Source organism: Centipeda artemidis DSM 19719 (assembly GCF_000426665.1).
In the GTDB taxonomy this organism is placed as follows: Bacteria; Bacillota; Negativicutes; order Selenomonadales; family Selenomonadaceae; genus Centipeda; species Centipeda artemidis.
On sequence record NZ_AUFU01000008.1, the window covers coordinates 59,765 to 75,730 of the forward strand.

Annotated in this window: 14 protein-coding genes; 2 read left to right on the plus strand and 12 right to left on the minus strand. The window is 54.1% G+C overall.

Translation table 11 applies throughout. The features are described 5' to 3' along the window. Positions 1–20: 20 nt before the first annotated feature. The 12 genes from lexA to K341_RS0106190 all read right to left on the minus strand — a co-directional run bounded on the left by lexA (position 21) and on the right by K341_RS0106190 (position 13,210). Complete coding sequence (lexA, locus tag K341_RS0106135) at positions 21–635, minus strand: transcriptional repressor LexA (RefSeq protein WP_009439129.1); 615 nt, start codon at positions 633–635, stop codon at positions 21–23. A 101-nt stretch (positions 636–736) separates the two neighbouring features. Next, the gene (locus K341_RS0106140; RefSeq protein WP_026762198.1) at positions 737–1,627 is read right to left on the minus strand and encodes a prephenate dehydrogenase; all 891 of its coding nucleotides are present in this window, start codon (positions 1,625–1,627) and stop codon (positions 737–739) included. Continuing rightward, the gene (gene aroF, locus K341_RS0106145) at positions 1,624–2,637 is read right to left on the minus strand and encodes a 3-deoxy-7-phosphoheptulonate synthase (protein ID WP_026762199.1); all 1,014 of its coding nucleotides are present in this window, start codon (positions 2,635–2,637) and stop codon (positions 1,624–1,626) included. Before aroF ends, K341_RS0106140 begins: the two co-directional genes overlap by 4 nt. Positions 2,638–2,699: 62 nt before the next feature. Next, on the minus strand, positions 2,700–3,329 hold the full coding sequence (gene nth / locus K341_RS0106150) for an endonuclease III (protein WP_026762200.1): 630 nt from the start codon (positions 3,327–3,329) through the stop codon (positions 2,700–2,702). Positions 3,330–3,350: 21 nt separating this feature from the next. Beyond that, positions 3,351–4,712 carry a PFL family protein gene (locus tag K341_RS0106155; protein ID WP_026762201.1) on the minus strand — a complete coding sequence of 454 codons (1,362 nt, stop codon included), beginning with the start codon at positions 4,710–4,712 and terminating at the stop codon, positions 3,351–3,353. Between the two features lie 15 nt (positions 4,713–4,727). Next, a complete protein-coding gene (locus tag K341_RS0106160) occupies positions 4,728–5,000 on the minus strand; it encodes an ACT domain-containing protein (protein ID WP_009348900.1) in 273 nt (90 codons plus the stop codon). Positions 5,001–5,111: 111 nt separating this feature from the next. Next, the gene (gene tadA / locus K341_RS0106165) at positions 5,112–5,582 is read right to left on the minus strand and encodes a tRNA adenosine(34) deaminase TadA (protein WP_009348901.1); all 471 of its coding nucleotides are present in this window, start codon (positions 5,580–5,582) and stop codon (positions 5,112–5,114) included. Then, positions 5,572–5,853, minus strand: a complete 282-nt coding sequence (locus K341_RS0106170; protein ID WP_009658412.1) for a hypothetical protein — start codon at positions 5,851–5,853, stop codon at positions 5,572–5,574. Before K341_RS0106170 ends, tadA begins: the two co-directional genes overlap by 11 nt. A 132-nt stretch (positions 5,854–5,985) precedes the next feature. Next, entirely contained in the window at positions 5,986–6,936 is a 951-nt protein-coding gene (locus tag K341_RS0106175) for a malate dehydrogenase (RefSeq protein ID WP_009658427.1), read from the minus strand. Positions 6,937–7,139: 203 nt separating this feature from the next. After that, entirely contained in the window at positions 7,140–10,445 is a 3,306-nt protein-coding gene (locus K341_RS0106180; RefSeq protein ID WP_248676880.1) for a DEAD/DEAH box helicase, read from the minus strand. Continuing rightward, positions 10,445–12,385 (minus strand): Eco57I restriction-modification methylase domain-containing protein, encoded by a 1,941-nt coding sequence (locus K341_RS0106185; protein ID WP_026762203.1) that lies wholly within the window; start codon positions 12,383–12,385, stop codon positions 10,445–10,447. Before K341_RS0106185 ends, K341_RS0106180 begins: the two co-directional genes overlap by 1 nt. 216 nt (positions 12,386–12,601) lie before the next feature. Further along, positions 12,602–13,210: a recombinase family protein gene (locus tag K341_RS0106190; protein ID WP_026762204.1), complete on the minus strand. Its 609-nt coding sequence runs from the start codon at positions 13,208–13,210 to the stop codon at positions 12,602–12,604. Positions 13,211–13,476: 266 nt separating this feature from the next. Between K341_RS0106190 and K341_RS0106195 the strand changes: the two genes are divergently transcribed. Continuing rightward, a complete protein-coding gene (locus K341_RS0106195; protein WP_026762205.1) occupies positions 13,477–14,727 on the plus strand; it encodes a tRNA(Met) cytidine acetate ligase in 1,251 nt (416 codons plus the stop codon). A 5-nt stretch (positions 14,728–14,732) separates the two neighbouring features. Beyond that, positions 14,733–15,956, plus strand: a complete 1,224-nt coding sequence (locus K341_RS0106200; protein ID WP_026762206.1) for an ATP-binding protein — start codon at positions 14,733–14,735, stop codon at positions 15,954–15,956. Positions 15,957–15,966: the final 10 nt, after the last annotated feature.

A 15,966-nucleotide genomic window follows, 5' to 3' on the forward strand; every position in this document is an offset into this window, starting at 1 on the left:
ACGCTCCCTCATATATCCTATTATATGTGGCGGTAAAGTCCAATGACCTTACCCATGATCTGCACATCCGTCTCGTAGAACGGCTCCATGGAGTCGTTTTCCGGCTGAAGGCGAATGCACGTCTTTTCACGATAGAACCGCTTCACCGTCGCCGTCTCACCGTCGATCAGCGCAACAACAATATCGCCATTGTTCGCCGTCGGCTGCTGGCGTACCAATACGAAATCGCCGTCAAAAATACCAACGTTGATCATACTGTCGCCCTGAATCCGCAACATGAACACATCCTCCGCCGTGCCAATAAGTGCACGCGGGAACGAGAAAATCTCCTCCACGTTCTGCTCGGCGAGGATCGGCTCGCCTGCCGTCACCGTACCGACAAGCGGGATGGGAATCGTTCTCCCCCACGGGTTCTCTCCCATGATGTCGATGGCTCGCGGCTTTGTCGCATCACGGCGAATCGCACCGTTCTCTTCGAGCATGGCGAGATAGCGGTGCACCGTCGAGCTGGATTTGAGTCCGACCGCAGTGCCAATCTCGCGCACCGACGGCGGATATCCCTTGTCGACCAGGAAATCCTTGATGTATTGCAGGATCTCAGACTGTCGCCGTGTGGATATTCTTGTTTTCTTCACTGCCATACCCCCTTGTAGACTGACGTGCATACGTTTGAATCTATTGTATCATATGTACGTTCTAAAAAAAAGAGGTTTCCTGCAAAAAATTCAAAAAAACCTCAATTCGTATCAAATTTTTGCCCGGCATCATGCAGAATACTGTCGCGACGCTGTTTTGATGCTGTGAAATAATCGTAAATTGCCGCACGATCCCCCCGCTCGACCGCATCCGCAACCATCCCGAGAATCGCCTGCATCTCATGCAGTGCGTCGACGATCGGCTTGCGGTTCGTCATGCAGATATCTGCCCACATGTCCGCGTTTGAGGAAGCGATGCGCGTCGTATCCTTGAATCCCCCGCCGATGAGCTTGAGACAGGAATCCAGATCGTCCCCGCTGCGGTTGAGCAGGGTCACGAGCGCCGCCGCTGCAAGATGCGGTACATGGCTGATGACCGCAGCACAGCGGTCATGACGCGCAAGATCGAGCGTCGTGAAGTTCGCCTCCGTGTACCGCAGGATACGCATCAGTCGTTCCATCACCTCCGGCGGCACTGAGGGATCCTCGATGATCACATACGCCTTGCCGCGAAAGAGATCCTTCGTCGCCGCCGTTACCCCGCTTTTCTCGCGCCCTGTCATGGGGTGCCCTGCGATGTAGTAAATGGAGGGCGGCAGAATTTTTTTCAGTGCCTCGCACAGGAAGCACTTCGTACTCCCGGCATCCGTGAGAATTGTCCCCGGCTTTAGAAACGGCAGAATGCGCTCGACCATCGGGACGATTTGGAGCACCGGAGGGCTAAGGAACACGATATCCGCATCACCGACGACCGCTGCAATATCGGCGGTCGCCTCGTCTACGGCACCCATCTCCACCGCCCGCCGCATGGATTCTTCCGTGCGGCAGAGCCCCGTGATATGAATCGCATCGCCGAGTTTATTCTTCAGGCAAAGCCCGAGCGAACCGCCGATGAGTCCAACGCCGATGACGGCGAGGTTTATCCTGCTCATACCCTGCGTCCAACCGCTGGAGAGATCTGACGCACCTCGTCCATGAGTATCTCGAATTTCCGCGGAATGAGACTCTGATCGCCGTCGGAAAGAGCCAATTCGGGGTGACAGTGTACCTCAATGATGAGCCCGTCGGCGCCGACCGCGACCGAAGCGCGCGCGATCGGACGCACCATCCGCCAACGCCCCGTCCCGTGACTGGGGTCTGCGATGACCGGGAAATGCGTCAGCTCCTTGAGCGCCGCGACCGCGTTGAGATCCATCGTGTTGCGCGTGTAGGTCTCAAATGTGCGGATACCGCGCTCGCAGAAGATGATGTTCTCGTTGCCGCCCGATGCGATGTACTCAGCCGCGTTCAGCCACTCGCTGATGGTCGCCGAGAGACCACGCTTAAAGAGAACAGGCTTCTGCGATTTTCCAATCGCCTTGAGCATTTGGAAATTCTGCATATTGCGCGCGCCGATCTGCAGGAGGTCGGCATACTCCGAGACCGCCTCGAGATCGTCCTTATCCACGATCTCCGTGACGACGCGCAGTCCCGTCTTGTCCGCAACATCACGCAGAATCTTGAGCCCCTCAAGCCCCAGTCCTTGGAAATCATAGGGGCTTGTCCGCGGCTTGAACGCGCCGCCGCGCAGGAACTGTGCGCCCGCCGCCTTAACCGCAACCGCGATTTCATAGAGCTGATCGTAGCTCTCGACTGAACAGGGACCCGCCATGATTGCAAGCTGCTCGCCGCCGACCGGGAAGCCTGCAACATCGACGATCGTATTTGCAGGGTGGAAATCACGACTGACCAGCTTATATTTCTCCGTGATGCGGACTGTTTTTTCAACGCCTTCCATCATGTTCATCTCCAGCGCCGAGATCGCCTTCTTATCCCCGATGACACCGATAATCAGACGATCCTCGCCGCGCGACGGGTGAATGTGCAGACCTGCCTGCTCGATTTTTGCCATGACACGGTCAACATTCTCCTGTGTCGCACGGGGACTCATAACAATAATCATAATAGATTCCTCCTACTACCTTATCACAGCATATGCCGCGCAGAGGGGCAGCTCCCCCCCTGTTAGGCGGCACTCGGACACACAGGCGCGATCGGGCACTGCCCGCACAGCGGCTTGCGCGCCTTGCAGAGACGCCGCCCGTGCAGGATCAGCCAGTGATGCGCATCACTCCAGTCTGCACGCGGGATCGCCTTTTGCAGCCCCTTCTCAACCTCAAGCGGTGTCTTTCCGACAGCGAGATGCAGGCGGTTCGATACGCGGAACACATGTGTATCGACCGCGATGGCAGGGATGTGAAACGCCACGCTCATAACGACATTCGCCGTCTTGCGCCCGACGCCCGGGAGCCTTTGCAGCGCCTCAAAGTCCGCCGGAACCTCACCGCCGTATTCCCTCAGCAGGATATCGCAGGTCTCAATGATATGCTTTGCCTTCATGCGGAAAAATCCGCAGTCATGGATCGCCTCTTCAAGCTGCGACTGCCCAAGTCCCGCGATCGCCTCAGGTGTGTTCGCACGGGGGAAAAGCCGGCTCGTCACGATATTGACGCGGGCGTCTGTGCATTGTGCGGATAAAATCACCGCGACGAGGAGTTCGAACGGGGTGGCAAAGTGAAGTGCCGGCTGCGCGTTTGGATACGTCTCGCGGAGGATGCGGAGCTGTTCCGCCTTGATTGCTTTCGTTACTCTCATAAAATCACAGTCTAATATATATTAGTTCGTTAAGGAGCGCGTCGGCGCCGGAATGCGCCCGCCGCGCGCGATGAATGCCGCGGAGCTGAACGCACTCCGCACGGGCACGATCGGCGAATAACCGAGCAAACCGCCGAACGAGACGCCCTCGCCGACCTTCTTCCCCGGCACGGGGATCACGCGCACCGCCGTGGTCTTGTTATTGACCATGCCGATCGCCGCCTCGTCCGCGATGATGCCCGCGATTGTCGCTGCGGGCGTATCGCCCTCAATCGCGATCATATCGAGCCCGACCGAGCAGACGCAGGTCATCGCCTCGAGCTTTTCGATGGAAAGACTGCCGCGCTGCACCGCGTCGATCATACCCTCGTCCTCGCTCACGGGGATAAACGCCCCCGAGAGTCCGCCGACGTGGGAGCTTGCCATCAGACCGCCTTTTTTCACCGCATCGTTCAGGAGCGCGAGCGCCGCCGTCGTCCCCGGTGCGCCGCACGCCTCGAGCCCCATTTCCTCAAGGATGCGCGCAACGCTGTCCCCGACCTCCGAGGTCGGCGCAAGCGAGAGATCGATGATGCCGAACGGCACACCGAGACGGCGCGAGGCTTCGCGTGCAACGAGCTGTCCCACACGCGTGATCTTGAACGCCGTGCGCTTCACCGTCTCGGCGATCTCGGTGAAGTCCGCACCCTTGAGATCCTCAAGCGCATGTTTGACCACTCCGGGACCGCTGACGCCGACGTTGATCACACGGTCACCCTCGGCAACACCGTGGAACGCGCCCGCCATGAACGGATTATCCCCCGGTGCATTGCAGAACACAACGATCTTCGCACAGCCGATCGCTTCCTGCTCACGCGTCAGCTCCGCCGTCCGCTTGATCATATCGCCCATCTCGCGCACCGCATCCATATTGATGCCCGCCTTCGTCGAGCCTATATTCACCGACGAACAGACAATATCCGTCGCCGCCATCGCCTGCGGAATCGAGTCGATGAGCACGCGGTCACCGTGTGTAAATCCCTTCTCCACGAGCGCAGAGAATCCGCCGATGAAGTTCACGCCGACCGCCTTTCCCGCGCGGTCAAGCGCCTCAGCAACCGGCACGAAGGAATCTGTTTGACATGCGTCCGCCGCGATCGCAATCGGCGTCACGGAGATACGCTTATTGATGATGGGAATACCGTATTCCGCCTCGATGTCCTCGCCCGTCCGCACAAGAAACTCTGCCGAATGCGTAATCTTTTCGTACACGTTCCGGCAAAACTGTTCGATGTTCGGATGCGCACAGTCCCGCAGCGAAATGCCCATCGTGATGGTTCGCACATCGAGACGGTTCTCCGTAATCATTCGGTTGGTTTCCCGAATATCCTCAAAAGTAATCAATCTGCCGCTCCCCACCTAGATGCTGTGCATTACTTGAAAGATTTCCTGATGCTGCAACTTGATGTCAAGCCCGTACTCTTCACCCTTTTCTCGCAGCAGAGCTTGCAGTTCCTTCAGACGCATCCCTGCATCGTCGGGCATCTCGGCAATCATCACCATATTAAAAAAACCGTCCATGATATTTTGATTCACATTTACGATATTCACACGCTGCTCCGCGAGAATCCCGCTCACCATCGCCACGATACCGACTTGATCGCGTCCGACGATCGTTACAACCAGCTTCATGCGATTCACTCCTCATCAACAAAAATATGTCCCATTATAACAAATCCGCCGCATAAAAGAAAGATGTACAGCGCTAGAACACAAAAACCGACGCCCAAAGACGTCGGTCATTCATCGGTCATATTCTTTTTTTCGCCGTTCATTGAAGAACCGCCGCATGATCGCATGACATTCGTCCGCCATGACCTGCCCGTATACCTCCGGTCGATGATTGAGCGTCATGCAGCCGGGGATATTGAACAGAGACTCACATGCGCCCGCCTTGCTGTCGGCAGCGCCATAGACAACACGGCTGATGCGGCTCATCACAATCGCCCCTGCGCACATGGGACACGGCTCGATCGTCACATAGAGCGTCATCCCCGTCAGACGCCACCGCCCCAGTGCACGGCACGCACGACGGATGGCGATGAGCTCGGCGTGTGCTGTGGCATCATGTTCCGATTCGCGCAGATTATGCCCCGTCGAGACGATGTTCCCGGCGCCGTCCATGACGACCGCACCGATGGGCACCTCACCGAGCGCATAAGCACGCTCCGCTTCGGCAAGCGCCAGCCGCATTCCTTTCACGTCATCCGGCATTGGGGAGTTTTTCCTTTATACCGGAGAGGTCAACTTGCCCTTGATAAAAGAGAGATTGTGTCGCGCGCCCTACCTCAAGCGTATATGCGTCACTTTTGGGCTGCACGTCATCGTCCGATTTTTTTCGCTTTTTTTGCATCTCATCTTCGAAGATCGAAGCAAAAGCTCCGCGTTCCTCTTTTTCCTCAAAGCCTTTTCTCCTCTCAAAAAGCTCATCATTGTTGAATTTCACCCGTTTGATCCCCATCACCCGCTCAACACGTTCAAGCACGATTCACACCTCCTTTTTACTATTAACAAACTATTCTCTATAAAGAAGATCGGTTTGTATTTCAAAAACTTAAATAAAAATGACCCCTGCAACACATGCAAAGGCCATTTTACCTCAAATTTTATGCAGTTTTTATTTCAGAGCGTCGCCGAGCTGCGCGTTGACTTCGCGTGCCGCGACAACACTCTCGTCGAACTTCGCCTTCTCTTCGCCCTCGAGCTTGACGTCGACAACCTTTTCGAAGCCGTCCTTGCCGAGCACGATGGGAACGCCGACGCAGAGTTCTTTCTCGCCGTATTCCCCTTCGAGGTAGACACAACAGGGAATGACCTTCTTCGCATCAAGCGCGATCGCCTCGACGAGTGCGGCCGCCGATGCGCCGGGCGCATACCATGCGGACGTGCCGAGCAGCCCCGTCAGCGTTGCACCGCCGACCTTCGTCTTTTGCACAACGTCGTCGAGTACTTGCTTCGAGAGGAGCTGCGTCACGGGGATGCCGCGGAGCGTCGCAATGCTGACGAGCGGAACCATCGTCTTGTCGTTGTGACCGCCGATGACCATACCGTCGACGTCCGTCGGCGTCGCGGGATGTCCCGCCTTGTTGAGCGCTTCCGACAGATAATAGCGGAACCGGCTGCTGTCGAGCATACCGCCCATGCCGATGACGCGGTTGCGCGGGAGCCCCGTAGCTTTCAGCGTAAGATAGGTCATCGCATCCATCGGGTTCGAGATGATGATAAAGATCGCATTCGGGGAATGTTTCAGCGCCTCTCCGACAACGCTCTTGACGATCTTTGCATTGACGCCGACCAGTTCCTCACGCGTCATGCCCGGCTTGCGCGGGAGACCGGACGTCACAACAACCACATCCGAACCTGCCGTTGCCGCATAGTCGTTCGTCACGCCGCGCACCGTCGTATCATATCCAAGGGCATGTGCCGACTGCATCATGTCCATTGCCTTACCTTCGGAGACGCCTTCCTTGATGTCGATGAGGACAATTTCACTTGCAAACTTCTTGATCGCGAGGACATTTGCTACCGTAGCGCCAACGTTGCCGGCACCAACCACAGTGATTTTCATAAGTATTTCCTCCTTAAGAAAGTACTCCTGCCGCCCATTTCATCAATAAGCGACATGATATAGAATGGACTATAATAATAGACATCATCTATTGAAATATTATAGCATTCTCATTCAGAAAAATCAATTATATTTGTGAAATTATTCACGAAAATTACCCTAGATAATAAAAAACGGAGCAAGAACATACTGCTCCGCCCGGTTCATCCAAAACATTTTTCGACCAGATCCGCGAGTTTCCCCTCCTTCGACGCCTGCGCCGCATCCGCCTCGACGAAATGCTGCGTCTCATCTTTTAGCATCTTGTCAAACCCGAGAATATAATTCGTCGCAATCAGATAGATGATCCGCGTCGGCGCCATCCCGTACACCTGATGCTGCAATATATGCCGAATGCGCGCCTTGTCATCCGGATATAGCTCCTTCATGCGCTGCGAGCGGAAGAGCCGCTTCACGACCTCCGTGATATACAGCCCCGACTTCATGTAGAGATCGGCGAACGTCGCCTCCGGATTGTCAAAGCATCCGGGATTGTTCTCCTCTAGCGCATCCGCCATCTGCACGACGACGCGCCGCGGCGTGAAGATCTGATTCGTCTTTTGCGGCGGGATATAATCGAAAATATCCTCCGTCTGCGTCTCGTCAAAATAATCCGCGAGTTCTTCCTTTTTCTTCAGAAATTCCCGAACAGCGTCGTTGAATACGGTTTCGTCAAATAGATGCCCGGCAAAGCGCTCTGTCTCCCCCGTCTCCGGATTCACATAGTCGCCGCCGTCGCGCAGGAAACGAAAATCCTCCTCCGTAATTCCCGTGACCTCGGCGAATACATCGTCCTCCGTATAATCGTCAATATTTTGCAGCGTGAGATTCTCATCTCCATATGCCATGATAAAGCTCGGAATCGTCCGTGCAAAACCGCGTAAATGCGCACGCACGCTGTCTTCGGCGGATTTTTTCACCGCCTCCGCCCTGTCCCGCTCCATCCGTTCGATCAATTCCTGCGGCTTTTGCGCGATCGTCTCCTTCACAACCGTCTGCACCGCATCCTTGAACTCTTGCAGCGCCTCTTCGATCCCCGTGTGATACGCCGCATCGGCGGCATCCGTCTCCGCCTGTGTCTCAGCCGTTCGACGCTTCTCATTGAGCTGTGCCGTAACGATATTTGTCTTCCGGTTGTAGTCCGCACGGATGCGGTCGATGCTGCGTTCGACGTCGCTCTCCACTTGGCGCTCCACTTTTTTCAGCGCGCCTTTTTTTACCGCATAGGCATCTGCGAGTGGCGCAACAACGCGCTCCTTGAGCTGTGCCTTCATCGCCTCCGCGAGCTTGTCCACCGTTTGATTCACGACGGCATAGTCGTTCTCCGCTTCCGCGAGTTCGCCCATCTCGACGGAACATTGCTCCTCCAGCTCCGCATAAATCTTCTTGCCGAAAATATCCTGCGTCTTTCCGATGACGATCTCGCCCGGAACCTCTACCGCACCGTCCGCATCCACGGACACCTCCGACAAACGCTCTAATCCGACTTGCCCCTTCCTTTTCGGCTCTTCCTGCGCGGGGGCGAGCTTTTCTACAATCTCCTTCACGATCCCCGGGGCGCCGAACACATTGGCAATGTTCTGAAAGAGGAAATTCGACATAAAACCGCGCCGTACAACCTCCTCGCTCTTCAATTTACGCGGGATCGAGAGCACCTGCGCGGCGTCCAGCTCCACCATGCGCCCCTCGTCGTCCTCGCCGAGCACGGGGAAGAAGTTCAGCAAACGGCGTATATTTTCCTTCCGATCATCGCTCGTTCCCCCGCCGTCCGCCGTGCGGGGCGACAGATTATTCGCAAATGCATCAAAGATGATGAGCGTCCGCGCGGGATCAAAGTCGAATACATACGCCGTCTCTTTGCACAGGCGACATCCGTTTTTCGTCATGACGCAGGGATTTTGCGCGCGGAACGCCGCCTGCATATAGGACGAAGCGCTTTGCAGATTGCACAGCATCAGCACGCCGCTCCACTCCGGAATCGTAACGCCCACCGTCAACTGCCCCACGCTCAGTGTGATCGTCTTATCGTGGTCGCGAATGGCATCCTTTACGCGGTCAAACGTAGCCGTGCTCTCGTCATCCGACTCGATGATCCCATCTCCCGCCGCCAGTACGACCTCGTAATCACAAAAGACAGGGTCTTCCTTGAGGAGCTTCGCGAGCGCCTTCGCGCTCGCCACACGATTCAGCAGCCATAGCGTGTGGCACAGCTCGTCCCGCAATTCCTGTGTCGAGTACGGATATTTCTCATTCGTTACGAGCGCCCGGAGGAACTTCTTGACCTCCTCCTCGTGAACAAAACGCTTTGCCTCATTCGTGGCAAAGAATTCATTGAGATCGAACGCATAATCGACACGCTCGTCCTCCCCCGAGAGGTCAATCCCGCGCGCCGCTTCCTCAGCGATCATCGGCGAGAGACGATAGGTATACATCGCCATGCGCGGCAAACGTTCGTACGGATTGTATTCCTCGCCCTTCCATGCCTCCTTTGCCGCCTGCTCGTCCGCATACGACCAGTTAAAAATCTGCGCCGCCGTGAATTGATCGCTCGCGAGCGCCTTGAACGGCGTCCCCGAAAGATAGAGCGTATACTTACGGTTAATAAACTCAAACGCCCGATCCGTGCGGAAGGTATCGACGCCCTCCTGCGCCTCATCCACAATGAGAAGGTCAAACGTCAAATCGCTGATCCATTTGAGCTTATCATGTTCCCCGCCAAAATAAATAGAGCCTTTGATCCCCTGCAGGGATTCAAACGCCACCATACACGCGGGCGCATCGTCCTCATCATCGAGACGATTCATATACTGTGCGCGCGAGAGTACGCCGGGCTTTCCCGCGAGCGCCGCCGTGTCCGAGACAAAGAAGTAATGATCGCGCCATCCGAAAAACGTGCGAAAATCATCCGCCCACGAGTTTGCAATACTCGGACGATTCGTCACGACAAGGACGTTTGTCAGCTTCATGCGGCGAACGAGGTCATAGGCAGTCAGCGTCTTGCCAAAGCGAGGTTTCGCATTCCACAGGAATTTACTGCCGCCGCCGTGGAAATACGCCGCCGTCATCCGTACCGCCTCCGCCTGCTCGGCGCGCAGCGTATAGTCGCGGCGTTCCGCAGCGACCGCCTGTTTGCGCGTGGCAAAACGGTTGAAGTGGAGCTGCAAGGTGTCTCCGTCCGCGTGAAACCACTCCGTCCCCGGCTCACGCTCCACATCAATTTGTTCGAGATAATCATGGAAATGACGATCTGTAAAATATTCGCCCGAGCCGTCCTTGAATATTGCGTTGTCCGTCCACGCGATTTCCCATCGGATATTTGCCGTATGCGTCTGCTGTGCGATGCGCTGCACGACGGACTGCCGCTCCGTATAGCCGACCTTCGTCCAGCCGTCATGATAGGGAATCCCCGGCGTATTATAGGCGTAGATCATCGGCACAACACGCCGGAAACTTTGAATCTGCACCGCCATCATGCCATCTCCTTCACATGCGACTCGATAAATAGGGCCTCTTCCTCCGTCAGCCCGTACTTCGCATAGAGCTGCTTATCGATCTCCGCCACGGATACCGACCAGTCAATATCCGAGGCGGACGTAAAATCTTGCAGAGGGACGTATTTCCATTTTTCGGGTGTTAAATCCTGTGTAGTTTTCAAAACACCTAGCAAAGATCTAGCAAATTTGGACTTGATATACTTAATAACCGCCTTTATCTCAGTTTCCATATCGAACATTCCAATGCTCAAAAATGTTTCTGTTGCGCCTATCCCCGGCTCTGCTGTAATAGGCGATGTTAGAACTTCACCAAAACGCCCTGTTCCGTTTGCTTTTGGAATAAACACTTTATATTTATCAAGATTTTTTACCTTACTAACATAATCTCTGCGTAAATACTTATACACACGCTCATTATTTTCTCTTCCAAGAATCCGAATATAGCTCTTTCCGTCTGTCGGCTCCTCCTCGAAGAAAATCTGCGGCAAGCGGTCAAAAATATTCGTCGACATATCGTAGGCATGACCTTTGCTTAATTGCCGGATTGCTTCCGGATGATCTTTATGCATCGCGTCCGTCAGCCTGTATGCCGTTCGTGTCACAACAATATCGCTCATGCTTTTGAAATCAGCGGCGTTCATGACCTTATGCAAAATATCATTCAGTTCGCCGTACTTTGTAAATACTTCAATCGCGCCAAAGTCTCGGCTCCGGTCGCGATACGAGATCGCAACACCTCCTTTAATATCCGTATTGGGGAATATCTTGCTTGCATCCGCTTCATAGTGCAGAATCTTAAAATGCGCATCGTTTAATATCTTTTGGTTCCACGCCTTCGGCGTACTTCCCGCATTGAACAGGAATCTTGCGGGATGAATCAGCTCGACGACATTGGCAACTTCATAGGACGCATCCATGAACTCATGATAAATCGGCGGCGCAAAGCCCTTGTTCTCCCCGAGCGTCTCATCCTGATACGGCGGATTCCCGATCACAAAGTCGAACTTCATATTCCTTCCTCCTGTATTTGCCCTGCGATATTCTAAACTGTTGACGCGCCGCCAATCATAAACACGGCAATACGGCTGTAGATTTCTACACGCGGTATCGGGCAGATCGAAAAGCCCGCCTTGCACGGCATATCCCGTCGATTCCGCATAGGGGATCGTTCCCGTCAGTCCGTCCATCTGCCATAAATTCCACACAATCGTCTTGATGCATACACGATACTCCCGCTCGTGCGGCTTTCGCTTCCACCGTGCATAGAGATATTCTTCGAACGTCATCAAAAGATTCACGCGTGCGATCAGCAGGTTGTCCCCCTGAAACTCGTATCCGTATGTCGCCTGAAACGCCCGCAGCGCCCATTTCATCCATTCGTCTTCGCCTTCAGTGTTTTCATTCACGATGCGCAGCTTGCGATCGAGTATCCCGTGACGCTCCTCAAGGGGGATGACCTCACCCGTTGAGACGTCATAGCGCTGCACGAGATACGGCGCCTCGCCGCAGGTGATCTCCAGTCGCCGCGCATCGACATAATGCTGCCATTTACGCCGTTTTGGGAACACAACTCGCGCCGCATCCAAAAAGGGATCGTCCCCGTCAAAATATGCCGCATCCGCCGCCCCGACCATGCGCTTGCAGATGCCGGGCGGCGTAAAGACCTCCGCGTGCTTGCGTGTGCGCGCCGACTGTTCCTCCATCGCCTTGCGTGCCCGCGTCTTGATGACATCCGACTGCGCCCCCGTCATCAGCGACGGCAGCATCTCCTCGTCACACCGATATGCATCGCCGCGCGCACGATAGGCATCGGTTGCCCATATGATATTGCCGCGCGTCGTCTTATCCGCAAGGAGATTATTCAAACACCCCATCGCATGAAGGCGCAGAATCTCATCCTGTATCCCAACAATCAAAAAGGCTCCTCCTCTTGTGACCTTGAGTGAGCAGCCTTTTTTGAGCGATTTTCTATTACAATATCGTGTAGTATATTATTTGTTTCAGTATCATCTATAGTTCAAGATATAAAACGAAAGATTTCGTTATAGAATATCCTCTCTTTTTGTAGTATTATAAACTCGAAACGAATAGTGACCGGCCTATAAAATACTACACATTTATGCAAAAACGATTTACAATTCTTCTCTTTTTCCATAGATTGCCGCACGATAACGAAAGGTGGCAAGCGGCATATTGCACTCCTTTGCCGCTGCCGTCCCCGTTACTTTTGCGTTTTTCCAACGCAGATACACCTCGGGGAAGTTCTCCGGCAGCGGGCGGCGCGGTCTGCCGAATCGTACGCCCCGCGCCTTCGCCGCAGCAATTCCCTCCGCCTGCCGCTGCCTGATGTTGACACGCTCGCTCTCCGCCACAAAAGACAGCACCTGCAATACAATATCACTCAGGAACGTCCCCATCAGATCCTTTCCTCGCCTCGTATCGAGGAGCGGCATATCAAGCACCACAATGTCAATCGCTTTCTCTTTTGTCAAAATACGCCACTGCTGCAAAATCTCCGCATAGTTCCTGCCAAGTCGATCAATGCTCTTGATATACAGCACATCGTCCCGCCCCAAACGCCGTAGCATCTTCCGATAGGCAGGGCGTTCAAAGTCCTTCCCGGACTGTTTGTCCACATAGATATTTTTCCGAAGAATCCCTAGCTCCTCAAGCGCTATCATCTGCCGTGCCTCATTTTGATCGCGGCTACTAACACGAACATATCCATAAACGCACCCCATATATCCTCCTTTATTTTCTCATAAATAACGTCGGTATCATTATAAGACTTTTTATCCTTCCCTTGGTAGATTATGCTGTTTCTTACGCCTAAGAGAGGATTGTCAGAAATACCAGGCAACACGATACGAAGACAACAAAAATCCCCATCCCCGGCATAGTAAAATGTAGGGGATGGGGAATCCTGTATGAGGATTATGAAGGTGTTATAGACATACCAATTCATTTTTGTTAAACTATAAATTAAGTTATGGAAGGGAGGAATGTCATGCGCGCCATCGGCATTATCGCCGAATACAATCCCTTTCATCATGGACATCGCTATCAGCTAACGGAGCTGCACCGTATGTTCCCTTCATCAGATGGGATTATCATCGCTATGAGCGGCAGTTTTTCCCAGCGCGGCACACCGTGTATACTCGATAAATGGACACGGGCACGGCATGCCGTCGAGGGCGGCGCCGATCTTGTTCTCGAACTGCCCTTTGTCTTTTCCTGTCGAAGCGCGCAGGACTTCGCACGCGGCGGGGTGTCCCTGCTTGCAGCGCTCGGTATCGTCGAACGCCTTGCTTTCGGCACCGAGACACACGACATTGCGCCGTTAAAGTACATCGCTGCGTCGATTGATACGCCGGTCGTTCAGGGACGTCTGCATTCCTACATAAGTGCAGGCGATTCCTATGCCGCAGCTCTGTCACGTGCTGCAGCCGATAAAAGTATCCCCGAAGAAATGCTGCGTTTACCAAATAACATCCTTGCCATAGAGTATTTACGTGCCCTTTGCCGGAGTACTTTCGAAATTTCCCCCATTGCCATCCCGCGCAACACAGCAAGCCATAACGATACCGCACTCTATCCGGGTATTACAAGTGCATCCTCGATTCGCAGTGCGCTCTATGAGAGTATACCACCGTGGGGCCGACTCGCCGACAGCGTCCCCCCCTCGGTATACACCGATCTTCGTACAGTGTACGAGACAAAGCTCCCCAACGAAAATAAGCTGCTCTCACTCTTGCGCTACACCCTCCTCACATCGAGTAACAGTGAACGGGAGGAGATCCTCGGTGTTACAGAAGGGATCGAAAATCGTCTGATCCGCACACTCCAAAAAGTGAACGACTATGACGACCTTCTCACGGCTGCGGCAACAAAACGCTATACACGCAGCCGCATTGCCCGTCTTATCCTCCATCTCCTGATCAAATTCAAAAAGGCGCAGGCAACACGTTTTGATACCCATGGAGCGACCTATATTCGCCCGCTCGCTTTCAATGTACGTGGACAAGAGCTGCTGCGTGCAATCAAAGAGCATACACACCTCCCCATTATCACACGAACGGCAAAGTTTTTAACCTCAAACAACCGATCATTTTCGGGACGGCTCTCTCTCCTGCAAGAGATGCTTGCTTTTGATACGTTGGCAACAGATCTTCGTCTGCTGACAGTGCTTCAACATACAAATCAAACTTCGGATTTCATCACGCCGCCATGCGTGATTCTCTCTACACCGAAAGGATGAATATCATGTGTCAAAATGTCAATCTGTCTGATCTCCTCGTGCTTGACGTTCTGCGCGACGATCCTGTTCTTTCATTTCTCGCTGCTCCTGAGGATGAACCGACTGCCAAAAAGTACTGTATATCCGCCCTTATTGCCGCAGCAGAAACGCACGGGCTGAGCGGCAACCTGCTGCCCCGTTATTTGCTTCACGTCCTGACGAGCCGGGCAAATCTCGTCTCTGAGACAATGGAACGCACGGATCTGCCCCCCGGTACGAGTCTGCGGGATGTTTTTTACCATGACATCAGGTTGCTCTATCCATTGCTCACAGCACCGACGAGTATATTTCTTGGTGAAACGCTCCTAGATAATTACGAGCCGACCCGGAATATATATGGAAAAACGGAAGATTTTCTGCTCCCGGGTGTTGCCGGCGCAAGCTCGCCGGAAGAATACGCAGAAATTCTTCTTGCTTTCTATGCCAAATACGGCTATGGCGATCTTGCCGCCTACGCAGCCTTCTGTTGGGATATCGCCGAAAACACACTGCGCGGAATTATAGACTTTGAGCGACCGCGCATGAGCGACCTCGTCGGATATGAAAGGCAAAAGGAGCAGCTCATCCACAATACGCGCTCTTTTGTTGAGGGAAAGCCATCCAACCATGTGCTCCTCGTCGGCGCACGCGGCACGGGAAAATCGACGGCAGTCAAAGCGCTTGCCGGCATGTATGACGATATGGGGCTGCGGCTCCTTCAGGTCACAAAGGATCAGCTTTGGCTGCTCCCGGATATCATGGCACAGCTGCGGCGCTTTGCAAGTAAAAAATTCATCATTTTCCTCGACGATCTTTCATTCGAGGATTCTGACGCCGAGTTCAAGACGGTCAAATCCGCCATCGAGGGCGGCGTCTCATCCTGTCCGCCGAACGTCCGCCTCTATGCGACCTCTAACCGCCGCCATCTCGTACGCGAGACATGGCGTGACCGGCAGCAAGATGAGCTCTATCGTGATGACGCCATGCACGAAACCATTTCCCTCGCCGATCGGTTTGGACTCATCATCCAATATCATACACCGGATCAGGAAGAGTATCTCGCGATCATCGACTATCTCCTGCGACAAAAAGGAATTGCACTGACAAAAGAAGAGCTGCATCTCGCGGGACTTCGCTGGGAGCTGACACACAGCGGACGCAGCGGACGCACTGCACAACAATTTGTTGCACATTATCTAGGGACACATTAAGTTAGAACGT

Coding starts and splice junctions, on each gene's coding strand:
- aroF (WP_026762199.1), bottom strand. CDS start 2,637: ATGATTATTGTTATGAGTCCCCGTGCGACACAGGAGAATGTTGACCGT.
- nth (WP_026762200.1), bottom strand. CDS start 3,329: ATGAGAGTAACGAAAGCAATCAAGGCGGAACAGCTCCGCATCCTCCGC.
- K341_RS0106180 (WP_248676880.1), bottom strand. CDS start 10,445: ATGGCGGTGCAGATTCAAAGTTTCCGGCGTGTTGTGCCGATGATCTAC.
- K341_RS0106140 (WP_026762198.1), bottom strand. CDS start 1,627: ATGAGCAGGATAAACCTCGCCGTCATCGGCGTTGGACTCATCGGCGGT.
- tadA (WP_009348901.1), bottom strand. CDS start 5,582: ATGCCGGATGACGTGAAAGGAATGCGGCTGGCGCTTGCCGAAGCGGAG.
- K341_RS0106200 (WP_026762206.1), top strand. CDS start 14,733: ATGTGTCAAAATGTCAATCTGTCTGATCTCCTCGTGCTTGACGTTCTG.
- K341_RS0106175 (WP_009658427.1), bottom strand. CDS start 6,936: ATGAAAATCACTGTGGTTGGTGCCGGCAACGTTGGCGCTACGGTAGCA.
- K341_RS0106195 (WP_026762205.1), top strand. CDS start 13,477: ATGCGCGCCATCGGCATTATCGCCGAATACAATCCCTTTCATCATGGA.
- K341_RS0106190 (WP_026762204.1), bottom strand. CDS start 13,210: ATGGGGTGCGTTTATGGATATGTTCGTGTTAGTAGCCGCGATCAAAAT.
- K341_RS0106160 (WP_009348900.1), bottom strand. CDS start 5,000: ATGAAGCTGGTTGTAACGATCGTCGGACGCGATCAAGTCGGTATCGTG.